Here is a 22,892-nt window from a genome sequence, read left to right as displayed (position 1 = left end):
CCGGCCGGAGCGCATACTGGGGGAGCAGGGACCGGGGATGCCCGGCCGGTCGGGAACGGGTGCGGGAAGCGCGGTGAGAGGACCGGGGATCGACTACCAGGCCGTCTTCGAGGCGTCACCCAGCGCGATGCTGATGCTGGACCTCGCGCTGGTCATCGTGGACGCGAACGCGTCCTACCGGCGGCTGTTCGACCGTAGCCGGGACCAGCTCGTCGGCCGTCACGTCTTCGACGCCTACCCCGACAACCCCGACGACCCGCACGGTGCCGGACGCGGGGACATGGAGGCGTCGTTGCGCCGGGTGGTGGAGACCGGCGCCCCGGACGCCGCCGGCCCCCTGCGCTACGACGTCGAGGATCCGGCCCGGCCGGGGGAGTTCGCCGAGCGTTACTGGAGCCCCATCAACGCCCCCGTCCTGGACGCCGCGGGACGCGTCGTCCTGCTCGTGCACCGGCTCGCCGAGCTCACCGACCTCGTGCGCTCCGGCGGTCCCGCCGTCGACGACCGCCGGCTGCAGATGGAGGCCGACCTGTACGCCCGCTCCCGCGAGTTGCGGCAGGTCAACGAGCGGCTGCGCCAGTCCCACGCACGCGAACGCGAGGTCGCCCTCGCCCTGCAGGAGGCGATGCTGCCCGCCCCGCAAGCACTGGCCCACCACCGGGCAGCGGTCCGCTACCGGCCCGCGGTCCACGCCCTGGGCGTCTGCGGTGACTGGTACGACGTGACCGAACTGCCCTCCGGCGACGACGCCGTGGCGGTCGGGGACGTCGTCGGTCACGGTCTGGCCGCCGCCGGGGTCATGGGTCAGCTGCGCAGCGCCCTCAGTGCCGCGATCCGCGTCGTGGGCGGCCCAGCGAAGGCGCTCGACGGGCTGGACCTGTACGCCCGCTCCGTCGACGGGGCCCTGTCGACCACCGCGGTGCAGACCGTCGTCGCCCGGTCCGGCCACCGCATCACGTACAGCAGTGCCGGCCACCCGCCGCCGGCCCTGGCCGGCCCCGACGGCACCGTGCGCTTCCTGGACCGGGCGACCGACCCACCGCTGGGTGCCGCCTCCGACCACACCCCCCGCCCCCAGGCCACCACCACCTACGTGGACGGCTCCACCCTCGTCCTGTACACCGATGGGCTGATCGAACGCCGCGGGGAGGACATCGACCTCGGCCTGCGGCGCCTCGCCGACCGGCTCGCCGAACACCGCCGGCAGGGCCCCGAGGACCTGGCGGACACCCTGATCGCCCTGAGCGCCGGCACCGACGACACGGCCGTGGTCGTCGTCCGCCTCTGAGAGGCCGAGCCGCCCACCTGCCGTGAACGGCCGGAGCGGGGCTCGCATCCCAGGACGAGTTGGTGGTCCGGACCAGTTCAGGGCGCCGGATGTTCAAGATCGCTTTGCCGGGTCCTCGCCCGGGCCGCGCACGATCCGTGCTGACAGCAGTTCCCCCCAGCACGGAGACGTACATGAGCAATCCCCGCCATCCCAGCCCGGGACGCCGATCGCTGCTGCAGGCGGCGGTCGCGGTGCCCGCGGTGGGCGCCGCGGCGTCGGTCCTCGGCACCGGCACGGCGCAGGCCGCGCCCCGGCACCAGGTCCCCGGCACGGCCGGCTCCCGGGACCGCGGCTTCGACGAGGAGAGCCCCCGCTTCGCCCTGGCGGTGCTGCCCGACACGCAGTACCTCTTCGACGCCGACAGCGCCGACCCCGAGCCGCTGAAGGCGACCTTCCGCTACCTGGTGGCGGAGCGCGAGGAGGTCAACATCGCGTTCATGACCCACCTCGGCGACGTCACCGAGCACGGCACCGAGCAGGAGATCGAGCTCGCCGCCGACACATTCCGCACCATCCACGGCAAGGTCCCCTACAGCGTCCTCGCGGGCAACCACGACATCAACGGCGGCACCGACGACCAGCGGGGCGACACCGCGTACCTGCGGGCCTTCGGGCCGGAGCGGTTCACCGCCATGCCGACGTTCGGCGGCTCCTCGCCCGACGGCTACAACAGCTACCACGTGCTGCGCGCGGCCGGCCGCGAGTGGCTGGTGCTCGCCCTGGACTGGCGCGCCTCGGACAAGGGCCTGGCGTGGGCGCAGGGTGTCCTCGACGCCCACCCGACCCTGCCCGCCGTCCTGACCACGCACGACATCGCCTGGGCCGAGGACGACGGCGAGGCGCACCTGTCCGACAACGGGCAGCGCCTGTGGGACCGCATCATCCGCGGCAACGACCAGATCTTCCTCGCGCTGGGCGGCCACTACTGGCCGCCCGGCCGGACCGTGCTCACCAACGACGCCGGGCACGACGTGCACGTCCACATCACCAACTACCAGGACCGCTACTACGGCGGCGCCGGCATGGTCCGGCTCTACGCCTTCGACACGGTGCGCAACGTCGTCGACGTGGAGACCTTCTCCCCCTGGTTCCTCGCCCGCGACCCCGCCAAGCGGACGCCGCTGGAGGCGGAGACCATCGAACTGACCGGCGACGTGGACCGGTTCAGCCTCGCGATCGACTTCGCCGAGCGCTTCCGCGGCTTCGACCAGGTGACCCCGCCGAAGCCCCGTCCAGCGCACCGCGTGATACCCAAGGGCACGGTGGCGTACTGGCGTTTCGACGCCGAGGGGCTGGCCGGCGCGGGCCGCCCCGGTTCCACCGTCGCCGCGGGCACCGTGGCGCGCGACCTGAGCGGCAACGGCAACGACCTGGCGGTGCGGCTCCTGCACGACAGCTCCGCCGAGGTCCTCACCTGGTCGGCGGAGCACCACACCGGCCAGCCGGCCCACGCCAGCCTGCGGTTCGACGGCGGCAAGGGCCCCGACCGGGGCGCGGTCCTCACCACGAAGGCCACGGCGCCGCTCAACAGCATGAAGTTCCGCAGGGGCTTCACCATCGAGACCTTCATCAGGCTGCCCGAGCCCTTCGAGGGCGACCACGCCTGGATGGGCATCCTCAGCTGGGAGGGCCGCAACGGCGACGCCGGGAAGACCACGGGCTGGTCGACCGACGAGCCCACGTGCAGCCTCAACGTCACGCCCGAGCGGTTCCTGCAGTTCGTCCTCTACCCGGACGTCCAGGACGCCGACCCGACCTCGTGGAGCCACGCCCTGCCCGTCGGCCGCTGGACCCACATCGCGGTCGTCAACGACGGCCGTCGCACGGTGATGTACGTCGACGGCTCGAAGATCGCCCGCAACCCGTCCCAGCCGGCCACCGGCATCGAGACGCTGGGCAAGCCCTTCGTCATCGGGGGGACGCAGTTCGCGGAGCAGTTCGGGCAGGGCTTCTACGGCTGGATCGGCGACACCCGCATCGTCGAACGCGCCCTGGCACCGGCGGAGTTCATGACGCCCCGCGCGTGACCACGCCCGCCCCTGCCGCCTGACGCGGTCCTGCCCCGGGTTCAGCCCGGGCGGGACCGCATCGGCGCACCAGGACCGAGGCAGGACGCGGCCCCTCAGTCCTGCGTCCAGCGGCTCCGCAGCCGGGCGAGTTCCGCGGACCACCGGCTCCGGCGGTCGTCCACCGCTTCGGAAGCCTCCGGAGGGGACACGGGCAGCCTGACCGATTCGCAGTACGTCTTCCACGCCTGGTACCAGTTGGGCGCCAGGACGGCGGCGAGCATGATCAGCGGGACGAGCACGGCGGATATCAACACGGCTGCTCCCTTCCGTGCGGCCGTCGCGCCGGCGGTGGCGCGAACAACGGTCGGTGGACGCTGGTCCGCCGACCGGACCGGATGAAACGGGCTCCGTCCGTTATCGTCCTCCCGGACGTGTCGTACGCAAATCGAGTGAACCGCCGCCGCCCGTCCCACTGCTGGTCACGCCGCCACCGCGAGGTCGCGACGAGGGCCGCGGCCCCGACGCCCCGATGCTCCGAACGGATGACGCGGTACGACCCCTGGCCACAGGTTGTGGGGCCCGCGGCCCGGCTAGGTCCGGCGGTCGTCGGCCCGGTACAGCTCCATGGCCAGCGCGACGGCGGCGTGGGTGGCCGGGTGCGGGTCGTGGCGGCGCCAGACGAGGCGCACGGGCACCGGGGCGGCGTCCCGCAGCGGGCGGTAGACGATGCCGTCGCGGCGGTACTGGGCGGAGGTGGACCGCGGGGTGACGCCGACGCGGCGGCCGGTGGCGATCGCGGCGAGCCAGTCGTCGATGTCGTGGGTGTGCTCGACGGCCGGCCGGTCGCCCTCGGGCCACAGGTCGGGGCTGGTCGTGCCCGTCCGCCGGTCGACGACCAGCGTGCGGGCGGCGATCTCGGCGAGCCGGACGCTGCGCCGTCGCGCCCAGGGGTCGTCCGCGGCGAGGGCGACGTAGCGCGGTTCGTGACCGATGAGCGCGTGGGACCAGCGGTCCAGGTCGATGGGGGCGCGGACGACCGCGAGGTCGCAGAGGCCCTCGGCAAGACCGGCGGTGGGGGTGTTGTGGCGGATGAGCTGGAGCTCCACGCCGGGGTGGCGGTCCCGCCAGACGCGCTGGAACTCGGTGGTGCGGCGGCCGAAGGCGGACCAGGCGTGGCCGATGTGCAGGCGGGTGTGACCGGTCGCGGCCTCCCTGACGAGTTCGTCGGCACCGCCCAGCAGGACCCGGGCCCGGGCCAGGACCTGCACGCCCGCGGTGGTCGGGGCGACCGTACGGCTGGTGCGGTGCAGCAGTCGCACCCCGAGGACGCGCTCCAGCGCCAGCAGGTTGCGGGAGACCGCCGCCTGGGAGATCCCCAGGTCGATGGCGGCGTCGGTGAAGCTGCCCGCGTCGAGGATGGCGACCAGGCAGCGCAGGTGCCGCAGCTCGAGTCCGGCGGCTCCTCCACGATGCTCGTCCATGCGTCCAGCGTATCGATGGTGCGTCGTATGCATTTCGCGCATGGCCACCCGCGGCGGGACAGTGGCCCGCATGACGATGGAGACCTCCGGCGACCTCGCGCCGGCCGCCCAGGCCCAGGCCCAGGCCGGGGCCGGGGCTGGGGCCGGGGCCGCGGGACGCCTCGGCGGGGTGGCGCTGATGCTGGGCAGCGGCCTGTCCAACCAGGTCGGCGCGTCCGTCGCCGCCCTGGCGTTCCCCGTGATCGGGCCGCTGGGCGTGGTGGCGGTCCGCCAGTGGGTGGCCGCGGCGGCGCTGTGCGGGGTGGGCCGGCCCCGGATGGGCGCCTTCACCGCCGCGCAGTGGCGCCCGGTCCTGGCCCTGGCGGTGGTGTTCGCGGCGATGAACCTCTCCCTGTACACCGCCGTCGACCGCATCGGCCTGGGGCTCGCCGTCACCCTGGAGTTCCTCGGGCCGCTGGCCGTGGCCCTGATCGGCCCACGCCGCCGCACCCATGTGCTGTGCGCGCTGGCCGTCGCGGCCGCGGTGGTCGTCCTGACCCGCCCCCAGCCCTCCACCGACTACCCGGGCATCGGCCTCGCACTGCTCGCCGCGGCCTGCTGGGCCTGCTACATCGCGCTCAACCGCGTCGTCGGCGGACGGCTGCCCGGACTGCAGGGCCCGGCCGCCGCCGCTGCCGTCTCCGGCGCCGCCTACGTCCCCGCCGGCGCGCTGGCCCTGTGGTGGCATCCGCCCACCCTCACCGCCCTGGCCTGCGCCGTGACCGCCGGGATTCTCTCCTCCGCCGTACCGTTCCTGTCCGACCTGCTGGCGCTCCGCCGGGTCCCGGCGCACTTCTTCGGCGTCTTCATGAGCGTGAACCCGGTCTTCGCCGCGCTCGTCGGCCTGGTCGTCCTCGACCAGCACCTCGACCCGGCCGCCTGGCTCGCCACGTTCGTGATCGTCGCCGCGAACGCGGTCGCGGTCGGCACGGACGCGCGGTCGCCACGGAGCACTGGCGGCGCCAACTGACCGCCGCCGGGTTCGCACCCGACGACGCGGCGGTCGCCGTCCGGGCCGAGTTCGGCGGGCTGACGATCAGGAGCTCCCCGGTTCGTCGCCCCGGTTCCTCCCTGCACGTGGACCCCGTCGACGCCTGCGTCGACACCGCCGAGGAGGCGTCCACGCCGTGGCGGCATCGCGGGGAGGACCACACCCCGCTGGGGGATGTGGTCGTCCCGGTTCCGCTGCTGCCTCGCGGCCGGCGGCCACGTCATCGCCGCGGGGCCCGAACGTCCTGTGGCACCTGGGCGCGACCTTCTCCGAGGCCTGGCCTACATCGTGGACGGCGACGGCGACGGCGACGGCGACGGCGACGGCGACGGCGACGGCGGAGGCGGCCGCGGCGAACGTGCGGACTGGCTCGCCAACTGCCCCACCCCGGGGTGAGACTGTCCCGCGTGAGCGAATCTTCCGACGACCGGGCCTGCAGGAAGTTCCTGGCCGGGATCCGCGTGGGCGACGTCTGCGGCGGGACGGCGGCGGAGGTCACCGGCCATGGTGTGTCGGTGACGCTGGACGGTTTCCCGGGGCGTCCGCTGGGGACGGTGGGGTCGCTGGACGCGTCCTGGATCCGGCGTCCCAACCTCGAGCCCGGGCAACGGATCACCGCCCGGGTGCTGTCCGTCGACGTGGACAGGGCAAGGGTCTTCCTGTCGACGGCAGCCACCGCGCACTCCGAACTGTGGGCGTTCCTGGCGTCGTTGCACCCGGGCGAGCGCATGACCGGCACGATCGCGTCGATCGAGCGGTTCGGGGTGTTCGTGGCGCTGGACGAGGGCCCGGGCCACCCGGTCTTCCCCGGCGTGGGGTTCATCACCTTTCCCGAACTCTCCTGGCGCCACTTCGAGGACCCTTCGGAGGTCGTCCGGGTCGGAGAGCGCGTCACGTGTGAGTTCCTCCAGTTCGACACGACGAACGGGGAGGCCCGGCTCTCCCTGCGGGCCACCCTGCCGGACCCCTTCGGGGAGTTCGCGGACCGCACGGAGGTGGGCCGGACGCTGCGCGGACGGGTCACCAAGCTGGTCCCGTTCGGTGCCTTCGTCGAGGTCGCCGACGGGGTCGTGGGGCTGGTGCACCTCCGGGAGCTCGCGGACACGGCCGTGGAGGCGCCGGAGGAGGTCGTCAGGACGGGCGACGGGATCACCGTCGTCGTCATCGAGGTCGACCGCCCGGGCCGCAGGCTCCACCTGTCCCGGCGGCGGGTTCCCGGGGCCCGTCAATCCGACGGATGACGGAGGCGGCCGACCCCGGCGGTCGTAGGTGACGGCCGCGCGGGGGGTGGTTCCGCGCCGTCTTGCGCCGGGGGTGTTTCCCACGGTGGGCGGGTTGGGCAGCCAGCAACTGTGCGTGCGTTCCCCGGGGTTCGTTGACACGTGGAGATGAGGGACCAATGCCTCCTGAGATAGTCGGGCGTCGAGGCTCGTTGGCAGGGGAGAGGTTCGGGATCGGCGACAAGCCCCTGACGTTCGGGCGCAAGGCCGGGAACACGGTGGTGATCGCCAGCGTCAGCGTCTCCCGTCTGCACGCGGAGGTGCGCCGGGAGGGCCACGGGTTCGTGCTCTACGACCGGGCGAGCAGCAACGGGACGCGGGTCAACGGGGAGCGCGTGACGTCGCACGTGCTGCAGCCGGGCGACGAGATCTCCATCGGCGACGAGACCTTCGGCTTCGAGGCCGCCGACGCGATGGAGACCATCCTGGACCTCTCCCTGCTGGAGGCGCTGATGCCGCCGGCGGAACCGGAGGAACCCGGGCCGGTGCTGAAGGTGACGGTGGCGGGCGGCGGCCCGGTGGGGCTGGCGTTCGCCCTGCTGCTGGAGAACCTGATGGGCCGGCGGGTCTGCGTCACCGTCTACGACGCCCGCTGGGCGCAGGACGGGGACCGCGTCGTCTGGAAGGACGAGGGGCAGGGCAACGTCCGCCGGCAGCAGGTCGTGACGGTGCAGAGCCGGCAGTACCTGAACCTGCCCGAGGAAGTGCAGGCCCGGCTGTTCACGGAGGGCACGTACACCGAGATGTGGCCCGCGGGGCCCGACTCGATCCGCGGTTTCAACCCGCGCAACATACGCATCGCCTACGTCGAGGACACGCTGCTGGACCTCGCCAACGCCAAGCGCGACCGCATCCGCCTGGTGCCCGCCCGGTTCGACGCGGCCGAGCGGCAGGAGTCGAGCCAGGACCACGTCCTGGCGATCTGCGAGGGCGGCCGGTCCCGCACGCGCGAGCACTTCGCCGCCAGGTTCGGGACCGCCGACACGTCCATCTACTCGCTGGACGGCGAGCACCTCCAGGACGTGGTGCTGGGCCTGCGCGTGAAGTCGGGGCTCTCCGACCCCATGACGGTCCTGCTGACCGTCGCGCAGAATCGGTTCCTCCTCAACTCCCTGCGCGGCGAGGGCTTCCTGAACATGCGCCTGACCGACGCCGAGGCGCAGGAGGTCGTCGGGATCGACCCCGTGCGGCAGGTCTTCGAGCAGTGCATCGCCTCCCGCCCCTGCGTGATGAGCCGCGACGGGCACGGGGACTTCCACTGCTCCACCCACAGCACGTTCTTCCTGCCCGCCCTCATCAAGGGTTCGGCGCTCTGGCAGCGCGTCAAGGAGGGCCTGACGCTCTTCGACGTCGACGAGCAGGACCTGACCGCGATCACCGCCTTCCGCCTGGACATGGTGCAGCGGCCGCGTTTCACGGCCCGCCTCCACCCGGCGACCGCGGCCACCCCGGGGACGTACGGGTTCCTGCTCGGGGACGCCGCCAACGCCATCCACTTCTGGCCCGGGCGCGGCCTGAACAGCGGCCTGGCCTCGGCGGTCTCGCTCGCCCGTACGCTCAGCGGCACCTGGCGCGGCAGGCCGTTGCGCGACGCGGACTTCGTACGGCACGAGGCGGCGATGTCGATGCTCCAGTACCGGCACAAGAGCCGCGCCTGGAACGCGATGATCACCACGGACGAGAACGGGGTGGGCCAGGCGATCAAGGACAAGATCGCGCGGAGCATCGAGGAGTCCGCCGCCGGGAAGCCGGACCGCGAGGCCGACCTGGACGCCCTCATGGAGCAGCTCCGCGTGATCCGGGAACGGCTCGCCCCGCGCATCGCCGGGATGCCGGACGACGCCACCCTGCGGGAGCACCTGGAGACCCTGGGGAGCGAGACGCTGCGCACCCTGCGGGACAGCGGTCCGTGGGACACCGTCACCGTCGGCGGCGAGGAGGTCGACATCGACATCTTCTACCGGGACGCACGGCCCGCGTCGCGCACGGCCCCGGTGGCCGGCTGAGCCGCCCGGTCAGGACCCGACCGGCCCGGGCGGTGCGGCGCCCGGCTCGTCGAGGACGGCGGTGATCAACCCGGGGAAGCGGCGCTCCAGGTCCTCGCGGCGCAGGCTGACCAGGCGCTGCCGGCCGTGCGGGTCGTTGCGGACGACGCCGGCCTCGCGGAGCGTCTTGAGGTGGTGGGAGAGCGTGGACTTGGGGATCTCCCCGTTGACGGGCTGGCAGGCCGACCCCTCCAGGGGACGGTCGGCCAGCCGGCGCACCAGCTCCAGCCGTGAGGGGTCGCTCAGGGCGAAGAGCACGTCGGTCAGCACCAGGTCCGCGGCGTCGGGGTGCGGCAGCTCCCGGGGGGCTCCAGTCATGGTTCGATAATAGTTGAACAATCGGCGCGTGTGTGCTTACCCTCGAATGGTTCGATATTTTTGGAACCGTTCGGGAGTACCGATATGCACACCCAGCGCACCGCGAGGCGGATGCCGCGTCCGGCCGGCTTCTGGCTGCTGGCCGCCACCCTGCTCGCCTTCCTGGCCGCCTCCAGTGCGCCCTCCCCGCTCTACGTGGTCTACCAGCACCAATGGGGCTTCTCGCCGATCGTGCTCACCACGGTCTTCGCGGTCTACGTACTGGCGCTGCTGGTGGCGCTGCTCACCGTCGGAGGGCTGTCCGACCACGTCGGCCGGCGGCCGGTGCTCCTGGCGGCGCTGGTCGTCGAGGCCGCGGCCATGGTCGTGTTCCTCACCGCGGACGGCGTCGGACCGCTGTTCCTGGCCCGCATCCTGCAGGGCGTGGCGACGGGCGCGGCAGCCGGCGCCATCAGCGCGGGGCTGATCGACCTGCAGCCCTCGCCCACCTCGCCCCTCGGCTCCCTGCTGAACACCGTGGCGCCGGCCACCGGGCTGGCCGCCGGGGCGCTGGGTGCGGGTCTGCTGGTGCAGTACGCCCCGGCCCCCACGCGGCTGGTCTTCGTCGTGCTGACCGCCGTGTTCGTGGTGCTGGCGGCGCTGGTGCTGTTCCTGCCCGACCCCGTCTCGCCGCGCCCGGGGGCCTGGGCCTCGCTGCGGCCCCGGGCGGCCGTGCCGGTCCAGGCCCGCCGGACCTTCCTGGCGGCGACGCCCTGCCTCGTCGCCACCTGGGCGATGGGCGGTCTCTACCTCGCGCTCGGCCCCTCCCTGACCGCCGGGGTGCTGCACATCGGCAGCCACCTGGTCGGCGGCCTGGTGGTGACCACCCTCTTCGGCGTGGCGGCCGTCGCCTCGCTGGTGGTGCGCGACGTGACGCCGCGGCGGATGATGACCGGCGGCTCGGCGGTTCTCGCCGTGGGCACCGGACTCACGCTGCTCGCCCTCGCCGGGCCCTCGACGGCGCTGTTCTTCCTCGGGACCGGCCTCGCCGGGTTCGGCTTCGGCGCCGCCTTCCTGGGTGCCTTCCGCTCCCTGGCGGCACTGGCCCGGCCCACCGAGCGGGCGGAACTGTTCGCCTCGGTCTACGTCGTGAGCTACCTGGCCCTGAGCGTTCCCGCCGTACTGGCCGGGCTCGCCGTGCCGTCCTTCGGTCTGCACGCCACGGCGACGGTGTACGGCGCCGGGGTGGTCGTGCTCGCGCTGCTGGCGGTCGTTTCGGGAGCCGTCGTCCGCAGGCCCCCCGTCGTGGTGCCGGCGGCGGCCCCGCCCGCGCAGGAGCCGGCCGCCGCCACCCGCCGGCTGACCGCGACCGCCGTGACCGCCGCGGTCTCCGGTCCGGCCCGCGGGCCCGGGTCCCCGGCGGACGTCTGACCGCGGAGCGGCCCGCCAGTGCCTGTCGTCGCAGGTCACGGGCGATGGTCGCTGGGCCGCGGCGTACTGGCGCCGGAGACCGCCTTGCCACCCGGCAGCCCCTGGTGGCGGGCCGTCAACGAACGGTTGCTGCGCGACAAGACCGAGGCCCAGCTGCTGTCCGCCGGAGCCGCGGGCACCCCAGGTGCCCGCAGCGTCGAGTTCTGGCTGGACTTCATCCGCACGCCGGAACCCCGACGCTGGTACCGCGCGCACAACGCCAGCATCGTCGCCGGCTACCTGCAGCACGAGGAACTGGCCGCCGCCGAGCTGAAGGTGGAGCGGTTCATGATGAACGTCGCGCTGCTGCGCGTCCTGTTCACGCACGCGATGCTCACGCGGCCCCGGCTCGCGCTCGGCCCGCTGGCCGCGTTCGGCCCGCTCATGGCCGACCCCCGGCACCGGGCCGTCCAGATGTACCTCGACCTGGGCCAGTCCTTCCCGCCCGAATACCCGGTCAGCACACCCGTCGAGGACACCGTCCTCGACGAACACGCCCTCGCCCGCATGCTGGACTCCGGGGTGATCGCCCCGCGGCTGTCCGAGCTCTACGCGTTCTCGGCCGCCTCGCTGGAACAACCCCGGCTGACCACCCTGCTGGACGACGGCGTCCCGGCCTACGCGTGGCCGCACGCGGACCGGCGGATCTGGTACGTCGGCAACACCGGCCCGCACCTGCGGGCCATCGCCCGCCTCACCGGAGTCCGCCTGCGCTGGGAACCGTCGCCACGGGCCCGCGTGCGCCGGGGACCGCGCGGACCGCGCCGGGCCCGCTCTCGAGGTGGACAGGAAGCTCCGTCCTCCCGTTGAAGACGAACGCGGGCAGGGGCCGCAGGTCCTCCAGCGGCACCGCCGGCCGCAGGCCGGGGAAGCGCCCGAACAGGTCGGGGAGGGCGGCCTCCGCCTCCAGCCGTTCCAGTGGTTCGCCGACGCAACGGTGGACGCCGTGGCCGAACGCGACGTGGTCCTTGTCGCGCCGGCGGACGTCGAAGGCGTCCACGTCGTCAGGGTGCCTGCGCGGGTCGCGGCCGCCCGCGGCGGATCAGCACGCCCTCGCCGAGGTCGATGTCCTCCACGGTGTACCGCAGCGGCATGTGTCCTCCGCGCGACACGCCGTACTGCCTGCCGGAACTCCGCGGGGGGCGACCTGAGGTGCGCTGCCATGGTGGATCCGCGCATGAGGTGAAGCAGATCGATGGATCTCATGCCGTGATGCGGCGAGCCGATGAACAGGGCCGCTGACCCGCAGCTGAGTTGCTGCGGGTCAGCGGCTGCGGGTCAGCGACTCGCCGAGGCGAAGGGGCCGGTGCCCGCGAACACCAGCCGGGCGAAGTTCCCGCCGATGCGCCGGTGTCCCGCGGGATCGGGGTGGACCTCGTCGGGCAGCGGCAGTTCGGCGTAGTCGGCCGCACCGTAGAGCGCGCGCCCGTCGAGGTGGTGGAGGTTGGGGTCGTCGGCCGCCCGCTGTGCGACGATCCGGGCCAGCTCCTCGCGGATGACGTTGAGGGTCAGCCGGCCCGCGGCGCGTTCCGCCGGGTCGCCGGTGGCCTTGAAGCGCAGCCTGCCGCCCTCGAAGTCCGGGGCGAGCGGGCCCGGGGTGTCCTCCTGGACGGGGCACAGGATGGGGGAGACGACCAGCAGCGGTGCCGTGGGATGGCCCTCGCGGACGATGTCGAGGAAGCCGTGCACCGCCGGGGTGAAGGCCCGCAGCCGCATCGCGTCGGTGTTGACGATGTTGATGCCGATCTTGAGGCTGAGCAGGTCCGCCGGAGTGTCGCGCATCGCGCGGGCGGTGAACGGGTCGAGCAGCGCGCTGCCGCTGAACCCCAGGTTGACCAGCTCCACTCCGCCTGCGGCGGCTGCCAGTGCGGGCCAGATGCCGGTCGGGTGCGCGGCGTTGGAGCCGTGGCTGATGGAACTGCCGTGGTGCAGCCACACCTTGCGGCCCCGCGGCGCGGGCGGCTCGACGGGGGCGTCGGTGCGCAGGGCGATCAGCTCGGTGATCTCCGAGTGCGGGAGCCAGATCTCGACGTCCTTGTCCCCCGGGGGCAGTTCGCCGAACCGGGCCGTGCCGGGCGGCCCCTCCTGCAGCTCGGCGGCTTGGGTGACCATGTCGACGATCTCGCGGACGTTGCCGCCGGCCACGGTGGCCTGGGCGGCGAGACGCCCGTCGGCCAGCAGGTCGTAGACGCCGTCCGGCGGGGCCGCGAAGCCCCGGTAGACCCGTTTGGTGGGCAGCGTGTCCAGTTCGACCGTGGTGGCCCGGGTGCGGAACACCAGCCGCACGCCGGACGGCTGGGCCTCCGCCACGGCCAGTTGCCCGTCGGGGATCTGCCGGCGCGCCGCGGCGGGCAGGCGGTGCGGGAGCAGCCCGTGGCGGGTGCGCTCCACGTCGAGGGCACCGCGCAGCAGTTCCTCGGTGACGGGGGTGGTGATCAGGTTCCGGTGCGTGTGCATGGTGCGTTGCCTGTCCGATGGCTGTCCGTGGGCTGGGTGCCCGTCCGTTCGGTGGGAGGTGCCGGGGCGCGCCCTCAGGACGTCGACCGCTGCCGCAACAGGGCGTCCAGGGAGTCCAAGGCCCACGACCACGACTCCTCGGCGGCGACGGGTGTGTGGTCGAAGCCCCCCGCCAGTTCGAGGCTGACGTAGCCGTGGAAGACGCTGCCCAGGAGACGGACGGCGTGCGTCTGGTCCGGTTCCGGGAGGTCGTAGCCGCGCAGGATGGCCCGCGTCATCTGGGCGTGCCGGACGCCGGCGCTGGCGGCGGCCGTCTGCGGGTCGAGCCTCAGCTGCGCCGCCGCGTAGCGGCCGGGGTGCTCCCGGGCGTACGCGCGGTACACGTTCGCGAAGGCGACCAGGGCGTCCTTGCCCGCGCGGCCGGCGAGGGCCTCGGCCGCCCGGTCGGCGAGTTCCTCCAGGGCGAGCAGGGCGATCCGGGTCTTCAGGTCCTGCGAGTTCCTGACGTGCGAGTACAGGCTCGCGACCTTGACGCCGAACCGCTCGGCGAGCGCCGAGACGGTCACCTGGGCGAAGCCGACCTCGTCGGCGAGTTCCGCCCCCGCCCGGGTCAGGCGTTCCGCGGTGAGTCCTACGCGTGGCACGGTGTGGCTCCCTTCCTCCGTAAGCGATTATGCGCATACCTAAACTGATTAGGCAAACGCCTAGCATTGGAACCCAAGGTGCGCACGCTCCGCTACGAACGGCCCACCCAGGATGCGGCCCACGTCACCGCATGTAACGGTCGTCATGTGCATTTCGGGTTCGGCTGGGACCAGGGGACTCGTGGGCGGCTCCGGCCGTCGCATGACCGTCCGCCTCGCCCACGACGTCGAGGTCAACTCCCCCGGGAACGACTCCTGTCGTACGGGAGGCAGTGACCTCGAACGCATCCCCTGCACGATCCACCACCACTCACCAAGTTCTGCTGAAACGCGAAGGGTCACGACTCGGCGGCCGCCGTGTCGTGCCGCGCTGCCGTGCGCCGCGCGGCGCACCGGCACGGGCGGCGCAGCGGGCCCTTCGGCTACCCGGAAGGAATGGGCTGTGAAGGCTCGTCTTGGCTTGAGCCGGGGAAGGACGCTCGTGGCCGTTGCGCTCGCCACGATCGTCACCTCGGCCCTCACGGGATCGGTGTCCGCCGTCGCGGACGGACACTCCGGAGGCTCCATAGACTCCGGCCACTGGGGCGTCATCGCCCGCAACACGATCGGTTCCCCCGTCGCCGACCTCAGGGAGGGCCCGTTCGGCTCGTACGGTGTGACGGGATCCCCCTCCAGGCCGCCCTACGGCAACGGCAGCCTCGGAATCGCGGTGGCGAACGAGTCCACCACGCTGAGTCCCCCCAGCGAGAAGGTCGACTTCGGCAACGAGGTCGACTTCTACGGCAGCCGCGTCCGTGACCTGACCGCGCTCGGGTTCCACGTCTTCCAGACCCAGGAGAACGTCGGCTACGGCGGCACACGGAACCTGCCGAACATCAGGATCGAGATCAATCCGAGGCTGACGGCCGGCGACACCTACTCCACCATGGTGTGGGTCCCGCCCGCCGTCGCGCCGGTGAACCAGTGGAGCGGGTTCCTCGACGCCACCACCGTGAGCGGCGAGTGGTTCCTGTCGGGCAACGAACTCGCGCCCCTGTGCACCCAGTCCAGCCCGTGCAACTTCACGACGCTGAAGAACGCGCTCCCGCAGGCCACCGTCTACACCGTCGCCGTCGGCAAGGGCCGCGACAACATCTGGGTCGGCGCGGTCGACGGCCTCCGGATCAACCGGTACGTCTACGACTTCGAGGCCAGCGGCGTCAGGGCCCGGCGCGTCGGCTGAAGGCCGTCACTCCTCCCGCCGGCAGGGACCCGGGGCATCACCGGAGCGAGCCGGCCGGTGATGCCCCGGGCGGTGTCAACCGCCGTTCCGCCGCGCCTGGATGAGCAACAGGGCGACGTCGTCACTGCGGGCGGCGGACTGCTCGACGTGCTGGACGAGGGCGTCGGCGAGTTCGTCCCCGGCCCCGGCCCCGGCCCCGGCCCCGGCCCCGGCGCGTGCGAGGCGCCCGGCGAGCGGCGATGCCGTCCTCGATGTCGGCGCCCGGTGTCCCGACGAGACCGTCGGTGTACAGGGCGAGCACCGCCCCGGGCGGCAGGGGTGCCCCGGGTGGCCCGTGCGTTCCGGCGGTCGGCGCGGTCCGTGCAGAAACTGGACCGTTCGTTCCTGATAGGCGTATACTCCGGCTCATGGCACGCGTGAGGGAGTTCGACACCGACAGGGCCGTGGAGGCCGCGATGAACGCCTTCCGCAGCAAGGGCTACGAGGGCACGTCGGTGCAGGACCTGGTCGACGCCACCGGCGTGGGGCGCGGTTCGCTGTACGCGGCCTTCGGCAGCAAGGAGGGGCTGTACCTGGCGGCCATGGACCGCTACCGGGAGAGGTACGCCCTGCCCCTGGTCGAGGCCCTGCGGGCCGGGGCGCCCGGCCGGGAGTTGCTGCGCGAGGTCCTGGTCGCGGCGGTCGACGAGATCGCGCGCGACGGCAGCCGGCGGGCCTGTCTGATCGTCGGCGCGGCCATGGAGCGCGTCGCGCACGATCCTCGGGTCGCCACGCACGTGGAGTCGACGACCGCGCTGCTGGAGGATGCGCTGGCCCAGGTCGTCGCGGAGGCGCAGGCGGACGGCCAGGTGTCCGGCAAGCGCGACGCGCGGGACCTCGCCCGGTACCTCGTCGTCACGATGCACGGCCTGCGGGTCATGGGGGCCGTCAATCCCGACCGGGAGGCGCTGACGGCCGTCGTCGACGCCGCCTTGGACGCCCTCGGCTGACCCGAGCCCGCCGGGCCGCTCACTGCGCGGTGAAGCCGCCGTCGATCGCGAGCGCGGCGCCGTTGACGAAGCTGCTCTCGTCGCTGAGCAGGAAGGCGGCGAAGGCGGCCACGTCCGCCTCCGCGCCCGCCCGTCCGGCGGGGATCCGCTCCAGGAACCGGTCCTCGATCCCGGGGTAGGCCTGGACGGCGGCACGCCACAGCGGGGTGTCGATCAGCCCGGTGACCAGCGCGTTGACGCGGACGCCCGCCTTGGCCGAGTCCAGCGCCGCGGAGCGGGTCAGGCCCACCACGCCGTGCTTGGCGGCCACGTAGGCCGGCATGCCCGCGTCGCCGACCACGGCCGCCGTCGAGGCGTTGTTCACGATCGACCCGCCTCCCGAAGCGGCGATCGCCGGGAGTTCGTGCTTGAGGCTGTAGAAGACGCTGGTCAGGTTGGTGGCGATCATGTGGTGCCAGAAGGCCGCGTCGGTGGTGCCGAAGGTGCGCTGGTTGTCGCCGCCGCCGGCGTTGTTGAACGCCCCGTGCAGGCCGCCGAACTCGGTCACCGCGTAGTCGACGAGACGGGCGACGTCGTCCTCGGCGGTGACGTCCGTCGGCAGGAAGGATGCGCGGCCGCCCGCGGCCTCGATCCCGGCCACGGTCGCCTCGCCGCGGGCCTTGTCGCGCGCGCCGATCACGACGGTCGCGCCCTCGGACGCGGCGCGCCGGGCGAAGGCGGCGCCCATCCCCGATGTTCCTCCGGTGACGATGACGACCTTGGATTCCAGACGGTGGGACATGTGCGCTCCATGCGTGTGTCGAGGGGGTTTCCGCGGGCTCGGTCCCGCCTGTCATCGGAGGCTAACACAATCTGGAACGAACGGTTGGTAAAGAAAAGGTATGAGATGATCTTGGTTCGTGGCGCGTGGAGATCTGACGGACGAGCAGTGGGCTGTGCTGGAGCCGTTGCTGCCGAAGGGCAAGAAGGCCGGTCGGCCGCCGATATGGACCCGGCGGCAACTGATCGACGGCATACGGTTCCGGGTCCGCACCGGGGTCCCCTGGCGGGACGTGCCAGGGCAGTACGGATCGTGGGCCCGGGTGTACGACCTGTTCCACCGCTGGCAGCGGGACGGGACGTGGCAGCGGATCTTCACCCAGCTCCAGGAGCGGGCGGAGGCGACGGATCTGATCACGTGGGACCTCGACGCCGACTCCGCCGACCGCCGGGCGCATCAGCGCGCCGCCAGGGCGAGGAGGAGGGGGAGCTCCGGATGGAGCCACCCGGCGGTCTCCTCGCCGAGCCGGACGATCACGGGCTCGGACGCCGGGACGGTGTGACCGCCGGGCCCTACGGCGTGCCGGGAAGCCGAATGGTGACGAGGAGACCGCCGGCGGGGCGGGGGGCCAGGTCGAGGGTCCCGTCGTGGGCGCGGACGATGCTCTGCACGATGGCCAGGCCGAGGCCGACGCCGGCGTGCTCGTCGGTGCGTACGCGTACCGTTCCGCGCTGGAAGGGTTCGGTGAGGGTCGATACCAGGCCGGGGGGGAGCGGACGGCCGATGTTCAACCGGCTCGGGCTGGAGGTGCTGCCGCCGGACGGCCGGTACGCCGTCGCCCGGTTGCGGCTGCTGGTCGACGGGGAGGACCTGGTCGCGGAACTGCTCGGACCGGGCGGGCGCGGTCCGTTCGCGGCGTGGGCGCTGCCGCCGGGCCGGCCGGGCCCGCTGGCCGCCACCGTCGTAGGCGGTCGCGTCGAGCTGGGGGAACCCGAGTGCACCGGCGGCTGCTGCGGTCACCTGTCGGTCCACGTGCGCCGCAGCGGCGCCGTCGTGGAGTGGACCGCCTGGCGGGGGCCGTTCACGCGGCCCCCGCCGGAACTGCACTTCGACGCCGGACAGTACGACGCCGAGCTGGCCCGCGCGGCGCGCACGGCGGGTCAGTGACCGCGGCCCAGGGTGGACTCGCGGACGACCAGGTCGAACCCGGGGCGCACGCGGCGCGGCGGGGCGTCCGGCGCGCCGGTCAGGCGCTGCACGAGGCAGTCGACGGCCTGGCGGGCGATGGCCTTCTTGTCCGGCGAGATCGTGGTCAGGGTGATCGTGCCGTAGCGCCCCTCCTCGATGTCGTCGAAACCCACGAGCGCGACGTCCTCCGGCACACGCAGCCCCCGGGTGACGAGCACCCGCAGGGCCCCTATGGCCTGGAGGTCGTTGTAGGCGAAGACCGCGTCCGGCAGCGCCCCGCGGTCCAGCAGGTCGGTCATCGCCTGGGCGCCGTCGGCCCGGCCGTACCCGGAGGCGGTCGCGACGAGGTCGTCGCCGTGCGGGAGCCCGCAGGCGGCCAGCTCCTCGCGCCAGCCGCGCAGTCTCAGGTGCGCGGGCTGCCGGGCGACCTCGCTGCGGGCGCCGATGAAGGCGATCCGCCGGCGTCCCGTCCCCGCCAGGTGCCGCACCGCGCTGCGCGCCGCGGCCACGTTGTCGATCACGATGTGGTCGTACGGGGCGTCGTACTCGCGCTCCCCGAGGAGCACCAGGGGTGAACTGTCGTCCCGGGCGAGCAGGTCCGACGCCTCCAGTTCGATCGGCGAGAGGATCAGCCCGTCGATCACATGGGTGCGGAAGCCCTGGGTCACCAGGATCTCCTTGCGCCGTTCGCCCGCGGTGTGGTCGAGCAGCACGGTGTAGTCGTGGCGTGCGGCGGCGTCGATGACGGCGCCGGCCAGCTCGGCGAAGTACGGGTTGCCGAGCTCGGGCAGGGCCAGCGCGATGATGCCGGTGCGGCCCTTGCGCAGGTGCCGGGCGGTGAGGTTGGGCCGGTAGCCCAGTTCGTCGATGGCCTGCTGGACCCGCGCGCGCATCGCGGGTGTGACGTGCGGGTAGCCGTTCACGACGTTCGAGACGGTCTTGATGGACACTCCCGCGCGCTGCGCGACGTCCTTGAGGCTGACGCCCACGGCGCTCCCTCCGGGTTGGGCCGGTGCCGGAGGGCCGCGCGCGGTCCACCGGCACCGGCACGGTCATGTGGTGCGCGGTCCCCGCGCGAGATACCGCTGGGCCACGACCACCACGATAAGGAAGCCGCCGCTGACCAGCGATTGGTACGAGGAATTGAGGGAGCCGATCTGGTTGATGAGGTTCTGGATCACCGCCAGGACCAGGACGCCCCACAGGGTGCCGCTGACCGATCCCGCACCGCCGATCAGCAGGGTGCCGCCGATCACGACCGCGGCGATGGCGTCCAGCTCCATGCCGACGCCGATGATGGTCACGCCCGAGGAGAGCCGGGCGGCGTTCAGGGCACCCGCGAACCCCGCGAGCAGTGCGCTGATCGTGTACACCAGCACGCGGGTCCTGGCCACCGGCAGGCCCATCAGCGTGGCCGCGTCCGGGCTGCCGCCCACCGCGAACAGCGACTGCCCGAAGGAGGTCCGCTGGAGCACCAGCCCGCCGACGGCGAACAGCACCAGCGCGACCAGGACCGGGTGGCCGAACCCGGCCACCGTGCCCTGCCCGAGTTCGGCGAAGGCCGAACCGTGCGGTACCAGGTAGGTGTCGGCGCCCTCGTCGGTCAGGGCCAGCAGCAGCCCCCGGGCGGCCAGCAGCCCCGCCAAGGTGACGATGAACGGGGCCATCCCCGCCCGCGCGATCAGCAGACCGTGCACGGTGCCGAGCAGACCGCACACCGCGAGCGGCAGCAGCAGCGTCGGCAGCATCCCGTACTGCGAGGCCCACGCCGCGAGGACACCGCCGAGTGCGAAGACCGAGCCGACCGACAGGTCGATGCCGCCGGTGATGACGACGAGGGTCATGCCGAGCGCCACGATCGCCAGGAAGGAGGCCTGGACGGTGACGTTCTGCGCGTTGGCGAGGGTTCCGAAGGACGGGAAGACGAAGGAGGAGACCAGCACCAGCAGCAGGAGGACGGCGAGCACGCCCTGCCGCTGCACCAGCACGGCCAGCCGCCGCCGGTCCCCGGCACGGGCCGCCGCCACGGCGGGCGGCTCCGGCGTCGCCCCGGCGGAGCGGGGCGTGATGAGTGACTTCATCGGGATCGACGCTCCCGGGCGACGTAGACGGCGACGAGGATGATGACGGCCTGGGCCATCTGCGCGGTGGAGTCGGGGAGGTCGTGCTTGACCAGGGTGGCCCGCAGCAGCTGCATCAGCAGCGCTCCGCAGACCGTGCCCAGGACGCGCACGGAGCCGCCGGTGAGCGGGGTCCCGCCGACCACCACCGCGGTGATCGCGGACAGTTCCATCAGGGTGCCCAGCGTGGACGGGTCACTGGCCGTCAGACGGGCGGTGGCCAGCACCCCGGACAGGGCCGCGAGCACCCCGCACACCACGTACACGCCGATCAGCACCCGCTTCACCGGCAGCCCGGCCAGCCCGGCGGCCGCGCGGTTGCCGCCGATCGCGACCAACTGGCGGCCGAAGGTGGTGCGGTGCACGACCCCGGCGACCAGCAGGGCGAGCACCCCGGCGATCAGCACGACCACGGGGACGCCCAGGACGTCGTCGGTGCCCAGGCCCAGCAGACCCGGGTTGGCGATCTGCTTGAGCTGCCCGTCGGCGAGGACCAGGGCCAGGCCCCGGCCGCCCACGAACAGCGCGAGGGTGGCCACGATGGGCTGCAGACCCACCACCGCGACCAAGGTGCCGTTGACCGCGCCCACCACCGCCCCGGCGGCGAGCGCCATGAGCAGCGCGGACAGCAGTCCGTACCCCAGGTACAGCGGCAGCAGGGCCGCGGCGAGGGCCATGACGGACCCCACCGACAGGTCCACCCCCTCCGTGCCGATCACCAGCGCCATGCCCAGCGCCACGATGACCACCGGGGCCACCTGGACGAGCTGGGTGCGCAGGTTGGCCGCGGTCAGGAAGTGGTCGGTGAAGACGGCGTTGAACAGGACCAGCACGGCCACCGCCGCGTACACCCCGTACGCCTGGAACCAGGCGGGGGAGGGGAGCCCGACCGGGCCCCGCTGCACGGCCGGGGAGAGCTCAGCCATCGTGCCGCACCTCCCCGGCCGCGGCGGCGTCCCGGACGGCGGGCGCGTGGGCCGCGAGGACCTCCAGCAGGTCCCCCTCGCCGACCTGCTCGCCGGTCAGTTCGCCGGCCACGGCGCCGCCGCGCAGCACCACGAGGCGGTCGGCGCCCTCCACGAGTTCCTCGATGTCGGAGGAGATCAGCAGCACCGCCAGTCCCTCCTGGGCCAGTTCGTCCACCAGCGCCTGCACCTCGGCCTTGGCGCCCACGTCGATGCCGCGCGTCGGCTCGTCGAGGAGGAGCACCTTCGGCTCCAGGCAGAGCCAGCGGGCCAGCAGCACCTTCTGCTGGTTGCCGCCGGAGAGCTCGCCGACCTTCTGCTCGGGTCCCGAGGCCTTGATCCGCAGGCGCTCCATGAAGATCTCGACCACGCGGTCTTGGCGGGCCCGTGAGACGACGCCGGCCCGGGACAGCCGGGGCATGGCTGCCAGCACGATGTTCTCGCGCACCGACAGCCCCGGGACGATGCCCTCCGCCTTGCGGTCCTCGGGCAGCAGGCTGATGCCCGCGCGGATCGCGGCGGCGGGGGAGGGGCGGCCCAGCCGCTTCCCGGCGACCGTCACCGATCCCGAGTCCAGCGGCAGCGCCCCGGCCAGCGCCTTGGCGGTCTCGCTGCGCCCCGAGCCCAGCAGCCCCGCCAGGCCCAGCACCTCGCCGGGGTGCAGCTCCAGCGAGATGTCGTCCAGGACGTGACGCCGGCTCAGCCCGGCGGCGGTGAGCACCGCCTTGCGGTCGGGGTGGTGGTCCTCGCCGAAGCCGGTCCGCCCGTGCCGGCGCACCTCGGAGACCTCGCGGCCCAGCATCATCGCGACCAGCTGCATCCGGTCCAGGTCCGCGAGGTCGCCGGTGTGCACCAGGCGCCCGTCGCGGAGCACCGTGACCCGGTCGCAGATCCGGTACAGCTCCTCGAGCCGGTGGCTGACGTACAGGACGGAGATGCCCCGGTCGTGGAGGTCGCCGATGACCCGGAAGAGCGTCTCGACCTCGCGCGGCTCCAGCGCCGAGGTCGGCTCGTCCATCACGACGACCTTGGCCCGCACCGACACCGCGCGGGCCAGCGCCACCATCTGCTGGGTGCCCACCCCGAGGCTGCCGAGCGGGCGGCGGACGTCGGCGGTGACGCCGAAGCCCGCGAGCAGCGCGGCCGCCTCCCGGTGCATCCGCGGGAAGTCGATCAGACCGAGGCGGTTCTTGGGCTCGCGGCCCAGGAAGATGTTCCGCGCCACGCTCATCAGCGGGACGAGGTTGACCTCCTGGTAGATCGTGGTGACCCCGGCGTGCTGGGCGTCGGAGGGCCGCGCGAAGGCGACCGCGCGGCCGTCGAGCCGTACCTCGCCGGCGTCCGGGCGGTGCACTGCGGTGAGGACCTTGATGAGGGTGGACTTGCCGGCGCCGTTCTCGCCGACGAGCGCGTGGATCTCGCCCCGGCGCAGGGTGAAGGAGACGTCGTCGAGCGCCACCACACCGGGGAAGCGCTTGCCGATGCCGACGGCCTCCAGCACCGCGGGGGCGGTGGGGCCGCCCGGGCCGGGCGGCGGTGCGGCGGGTGCCGCGTCGGGGGGTGCCATAGCGGGCCTTCCGTGGGTTCGCGGTGTCGGGAGCCGAG

General features: G+C 73.3%; 22 protein-coding genes and 1 pseudogene. 12 read left to right on the top strand and 11 right to left on the bottom strand.

The genetic code is table 11. The features are described from left to right. The first annotated feature begins 73 nt into the window (after positions 1 to 73). Positions 74 to 1,288: a PP2C family protein-serine/threonine phosphatase gene (locus ABZ312_RS16275; RefSeq protein ID WP_500437931.1), complete on the top strand. Its 1,215-nt coding sequence runs from the start codon at positions 74 to 76 to the stop codon at positions 1,286 to 1,288. 173 nt (positions 1,289 to 1,461) lie between these two features. Further along, positions 1,462 to 3,357 (top strand): LamG-like jellyroll fold domain-containing protein, encoded by a 1,896-nt coding sequence (locus ABZ312_RS16270; protein WP_500323503.1) that lies wholly within the window; start codon positions 1,462 to 1,464, stop codon positions 3,355 to 3,357. 95 nt (positions 3,358 to 3,452) lie between these two features. On the opposite strand, the gene ABZ312_RS16265 is transcribed toward ABZ312_RS16270, so the two are convergent. Both ABZ312_RS16265 and ABZ312_RS16260 read right to left on the bottom strand, forming a co-directional pair. Further along, on the bottom strand, positions 3,453 to 3,653 hold the full coding sequence (locus tag ABZ312_RS16265) for a hypothetical protein (RefSeq protein ID WP_500323504.1): 201 nt from the start codon (positions 3,651 to 3,653) through the stop codon (positions 3,453 to 3,455). A 276-nt stretch (positions 3,654 to 3,929) separates the two neighbouring features. Further along, a complete protein-coding gene (locus ABZ312_RS16260; RefSeq protein ID WP_500323505.1) occupies positions 3,930 to 4,820 on the bottom strand; it encodes a LysR family transcriptional regulator in 891 nt (296 codons plus the stop codon). Positions 4,821 to 4,998: 178 nt separating this feature from the next. On the opposite strand from ABZ312_RS16260, the gene ABZ312_RS16255 reads away from it, so the two are divergent. The 4 genes from ABZ312_RS16255 to ABZ312_RS16240 all read left to right on the top strand — a co-directional run bounded on the left by ABZ312_RS16255 (position 4,999) and on the right by ABZ312_RS16240 (position 9,136). Beyond that, a complete protein-coding gene (locus ABZ312_RS16255; RefSeq protein WP_500437974.1) occupies positions 4,999 to 5,829 on the top strand; it encodes an EamA family transporter in 831 nt (276 codons plus the stop codon). Between the two features lie 195 nt (positions 5,830 to 6,024). Continuing rightward, positions 6,025 to 6,246 carry a hypothetical protein gene (locus tag ABZ312_RS16250; RefSeq protein WP_500437929.1) on the top strand — a complete coding sequence of 74 codons (222 nt, stop codon included), beginning with the start codon at positions 6,025 to 6,027 and terminating at the stop codon, positions 6,244 to 6,246. A gap of 11 nt (positions 6,247 to 6,257) precedes the next feature. Beyond that, complete coding sequence (locus ABZ312_RS16245) at positions 6,258 to 7,091, top strand: S1 RNA-binding domain-containing protein (RefSeq protein ID WP_500323506.1); 834 nt, start codon at positions 6,258 to 6,260, stop codon at positions 7,089 to 7,091. Between the two features lie 158 nt (positions 7,092 to 7,249). Continuing rightward, positions 7,250 to 9,136 carry an FHA domain-containing protein gene (locus ABZ312_RS16240; protein WP_500437927.1) on the top strand — a complete coding sequence of 629 codons (1,887 nt, stop codon included), beginning with the start codon at positions 7,250 to 7,252 and terminating at the stop codon, positions 9,134 to 9,136. A gap of 9 nt (positions 9,137 to 9,145) precedes the next feature. Here ABZ312_RS16240 and ABZ312_RS16235 read toward each other — a convergent pair whose 3' ends face one another. Then, complete coding sequence (locus ABZ312_RS16235) at positions 9,146 to 9,493, bottom strand: ArsR/SmtB family transcription factor (RefSeq protein WP_500323508.1); 348 nt, start codon at positions 9,491 to 9,493, stop codon at positions 9,146 to 9,148. 84 nt (positions 9,494 to 9,577) lie between these two features. On the opposite strand from ABZ312_RS16235, the gene ABZ312_RS16230 reads away from it, so the two are divergent. After that, positions 9,578 to 10,903: an MFS transporter gene (locus tag ABZ312_RS16230; RefSeq protein WP_500323509.1), complete on the top strand. Its 1,326-nt coding sequence runs from the start codon at positions 9,578 to 9,580 to the stop codon at positions 10,901 to 10,903. An 18-nt stretch (positions 10,904 to 10,921) separates the two neighbouring features. Continuing rightward, on the top strand, positions 10,922 to 11,752 hold the full coding sequence (locus ABZ312_RS16225) for a hypothetical protein (protein ID WP_500323510.1): 831 nt from the start codon (positions 10,922 to 10,924) through the stop codon (positions 11,750 to 11,752). A 468-nt stretch (positions 11,753 to 12,220) separates the two neighbouring features. Here the strand turns inward: ABZ312_RS16225 and ABZ312_RS16220 are convergent, their stop codons facing one another. After that, positions 12,221 to 13,399 (bottom strand): GDSL-type esterase/lipase family protein, encoded by a 1,179-nt coding sequence (locus ABZ312_RS16220; protein WP_500437925.1) that lies wholly within the window; start codon positions 13,397 to 13,399, stop codon positions 12,221 to 12,223. A 74-nt stretch (positions 13,400 to 13,473) separates the two neighbouring features. Continuing rightward, on the bottom strand, positions 13,474 to 14,043 hold the full coding sequence (locus tag ABZ312_RS16215) for a TetR/AcrR family transcriptional regulator (RefSeq protein WP_500323513.1): 570 nt from the start codon (positions 14,041 to 14,043) through the stop codon (positions 13,474 to 13,476). Between the two features lie 481 nt (positions 14,044 to 14,524). On the opposite strand from ABZ312_RS16215, the gene ABZ312_RS16210 reads away from it, so the two are divergent. Beyond that, positions 14,525 to 15,265 carry a hypothetical protein gene (locus ABZ312_RS16210; RefSeq protein ID WP_500437923.1) on the top strand — a complete coding sequence of 247 codons (741 nt, stop codon included), beginning with the start codon at positions 14,525 to 14,527 and terminating at the stop codon, positions 15,263 to 15,265. 407 nt (positions 15,266 to 15,672) lie between these two features. Next, positions 15,673 to 16,254 carry a TetR/AcrR family transcriptional regulator gene (locus ABZ312_RS16205; RefSeq protein ID WP_500323516.1) on the top strand — a complete coding sequence of 194 codons (582 nt, stop codon included), beginning with the start codon at positions 15,673 to 15,675 and terminating at the stop codon, positions 16,252 to 16,254. A 19-nt stretch (positions 16,255 to 16,273) separates the two neighbouring features. On the opposite strand, the gene ABZ312_RS16200 is transcribed toward ABZ312_RS16205, so the two are convergent. Beyond that, positions 16,274 to 17,035, bottom strand: a complete 762-nt coding sequence (locus tag ABZ312_RS16200) for an SDR family NAD(P)-dependent oxidoreductase (protein ID WP_500323517.1) — start codon at positions 17,033 to 17,035, stop codon at positions 16,274 to 16,276. A 118-nt stretch (positions 17,036 to 17,153) separates the two neighbouring features. On the opposite strand from ABZ312_RS16200, the gene ABZ312_RS16195 reads away from it, so the two are divergent. Next, positions 17,154 to 17,576: a transposase gene (locus ABZ312_RS16195; protein WP_500323518.1), complete on the top strand. Its 423-nt coding sequence runs from the start codon at positions 17,154 to 17,156 to the stop codon at positions 17,574 to 17,576. A 10-nt stretch (positions 17,577 to 17,586) separates the two neighbouring features. On the opposite strand, the pseudogene ABZ312_RS16190 reads toward ABZ312_RS16195, so the two are convergent. Then, positions 17,587 to 17,802: pseudogene (locus ABZ312_RS16190) on the bottom strand (ATP-binding protein); the annotation flags it as partial. Between ABZ312_RS16190 and ABZ312_RS16185 the strand changes: the two are divergent. Then, positions 17,798 to 18,181, top strand: coding sequence for a hypothetical protein (locus ABZ312_RS16185; RefSeq protein ID WP_500437922.1), 384 nt, complete (start codon positions 17,798 to 17,800; stop codon positions 18,179 to 18,181). The pseudogene ABZ312_RS16190 and the gene ABZ312_RS16185 sit on opposite strands and share 5 nt — an antisense overlap. Here the strand turns inward: ABZ312_RS16185 and ABZ312_RS16180 are convergent. From ABZ312_RS16180 to ABZ312_RS16165, 4 genes are all read right to left on the bottom strand, one after another. Further along, positions 18,175 to 19,191 (bottom strand): LacI family DNA-binding transcriptional regulator, encoded by a 1,017-nt coding sequence (locus ABZ312_RS16180; protein WP_500323520.1) that lies wholly within the window; start codon positions 19,189 to 19,191, stop codon positions 18,175 to 18,177. The genes ABZ312_RS16185 and ABZ312_RS16180 overlap by 7 nt on opposite strands. 63 nt (positions 19,192 to 19,254) lie before the next feature. Continuing rightward, entirely contained in the window at positions 19,255 to 20,283 is a 1,029-nt protein-coding gene (locus ABZ312_RS16175) for an ABC transporter permease (protein WP_500437921.1), read from the bottom strand. Further along, positions 20,280 to 21,248 (bottom strand): ABC transporter permease, encoded by a 969-nt coding sequence (locus tag ABZ312_RS16170; protein ID WP_500323524.1) that lies wholly within the window; start codon positions 21,246 to 21,248, stop codon positions 20,280 to 20,282. The genes ABZ312_RS16175 and ABZ312_RS16170 overlap by 4 nt, the downstream gene beginning before the upstream one ends. Then, complete coding sequence (locus ABZ312_RS16165) at positions 21,241 to 22,854, bottom strand: sugar ABC transporter ATP-binding protein (protein WP_500437919.1); 1,614 nt, start codon at positions 22,852 to 22,854, stop codon at positions 21,241 to 21,243. Before ABZ312_RS16165 ends, ABZ312_RS16170 begins: the two co-directional genes overlap by 8 nt. Positions 22,855 to 22,892 lie beyond the last annotated feature (38 nt).

The sequence above is a fragment of the Streptomyces sp. NPDC006207 genome (genome assembly GCF_040613835.1).
Lineage (GTDB): Bacteria > Actinomycetota > Actinomycetes > Streptomycetales > Streptomycetaceae > Actinacidiphila.
This window is presented reverse-complemented; position numbering and strand designations above follow the sequence as displayed.

What these genes read in the sequence shown, in the direction of transcription:
- ABZ312_RS16270 (WP_500323503.1), top strand. Translation starts at nt 1,462, where the DNA reads ATGAGCAATCCCCGCCATCCCAGCCCGGGACGCCGATCGCTGCTGCAG.
- ABZ312_RS16260 (WP_500323505.1), bottom strand. Translation starts at nt 4,820, where the DNA reads ATGGACGAGCATCGTGGAGGAGCCGCCGGACTCGAGCTGCGGCACCTG.
- ABZ312_RS16255 (WP_500437974.1), top strand. Translation starts at nt 4,999, where the DNA reads ATGCTGGGCAGCGGCCTGTCCAACCAGGTCGGCGCGTCCGTCGCCGCC.
- ABZ312_RS16250 (WP_500437929.1), top strand. Translation starts at nt 6,025, where the DNA reads ATGTGGTCGTCCCGGTTCCGCTGCTGCCTCGCGGCCGGCGGCCACGTC.
- ABZ312_RS16240 (WP_500437927.1), top strand. Translation starts at nt 7,250, where the DNA reads ATGCCTCCTGAGATAGTCGGGCGTCGAGGCTCGTTGGCAGGGGAGAGG.
- ABZ312_RS16235 (WP_500323508.1), bottom strand. Translation starts at nt 9,493, where the DNA reads ATGACTGGAGCCCCCCGGGAGCTGCCGCACCCCGACGCCGCGGACCTG.
- ABZ312_RS16230 (WP_500323509.1), top strand. Translation starts at nt 9,578, where the DNA reads ATGCACACCCAGCGCACCGCGAGGCGGATGCCGCGTCCGGCCGGCTTC.
- ABZ312_RS16220 (WP_500437925.1), bottom strand. Translation starts at nt 13,399, where the DNA reads ATGCACACGCACCGGAACCTGATCACCACCCCCGTCACCGAGGAACTG.
- ABZ312_RS16205 (WP_500323516.1), top strand. Translation starts at nt 15,673, where the DNA reads ATGGCACGCGTGAGGGAGTTCGACACCGACAGGGCCGTGGAGGCCGCG.
- ABZ312_RS16200 (WP_500323517.1), bottom strand. Translation starts at nt 17,035, where the DNA reads ATGTCCCACCGTCTGGAATCCAAGGTCGTCATCGTCACCGGAGGAACA.
- ABZ312_RS16185 (WP_500437922.1), top strand. Translation starts at nt 17,798, where the DNA reads ATGTTCAACCGGCTCGGGCTGGAGGTGCTGCCGCCGGACGGCCGGTAC.
- ABZ312_RS16175 (WP_500437921.1), bottom strand. Translation starts at nt 20,283, where the DNA reads ATGAAGTCACTCATCACGCCCCGCTCCGCCGGGGCGACGCCGGAGCCG.
- ABZ312_RS16170 (WP_500323524.1), bottom strand. Translation starts at nt 21,248, where the DNA reads ATGGCTGAGCTCTCCCCGGCCGTGCAGCGGGGCCCGGTCGGGCTCCCC.
- ABZ312_RS16165 (WP_500437919.1), bottom strand. Translation starts at nt 22,854, where the DNA reads ATGGCACCCCCCGACGCGGCACCCGCCGCACCGCCGCCCGGCCCGGGC.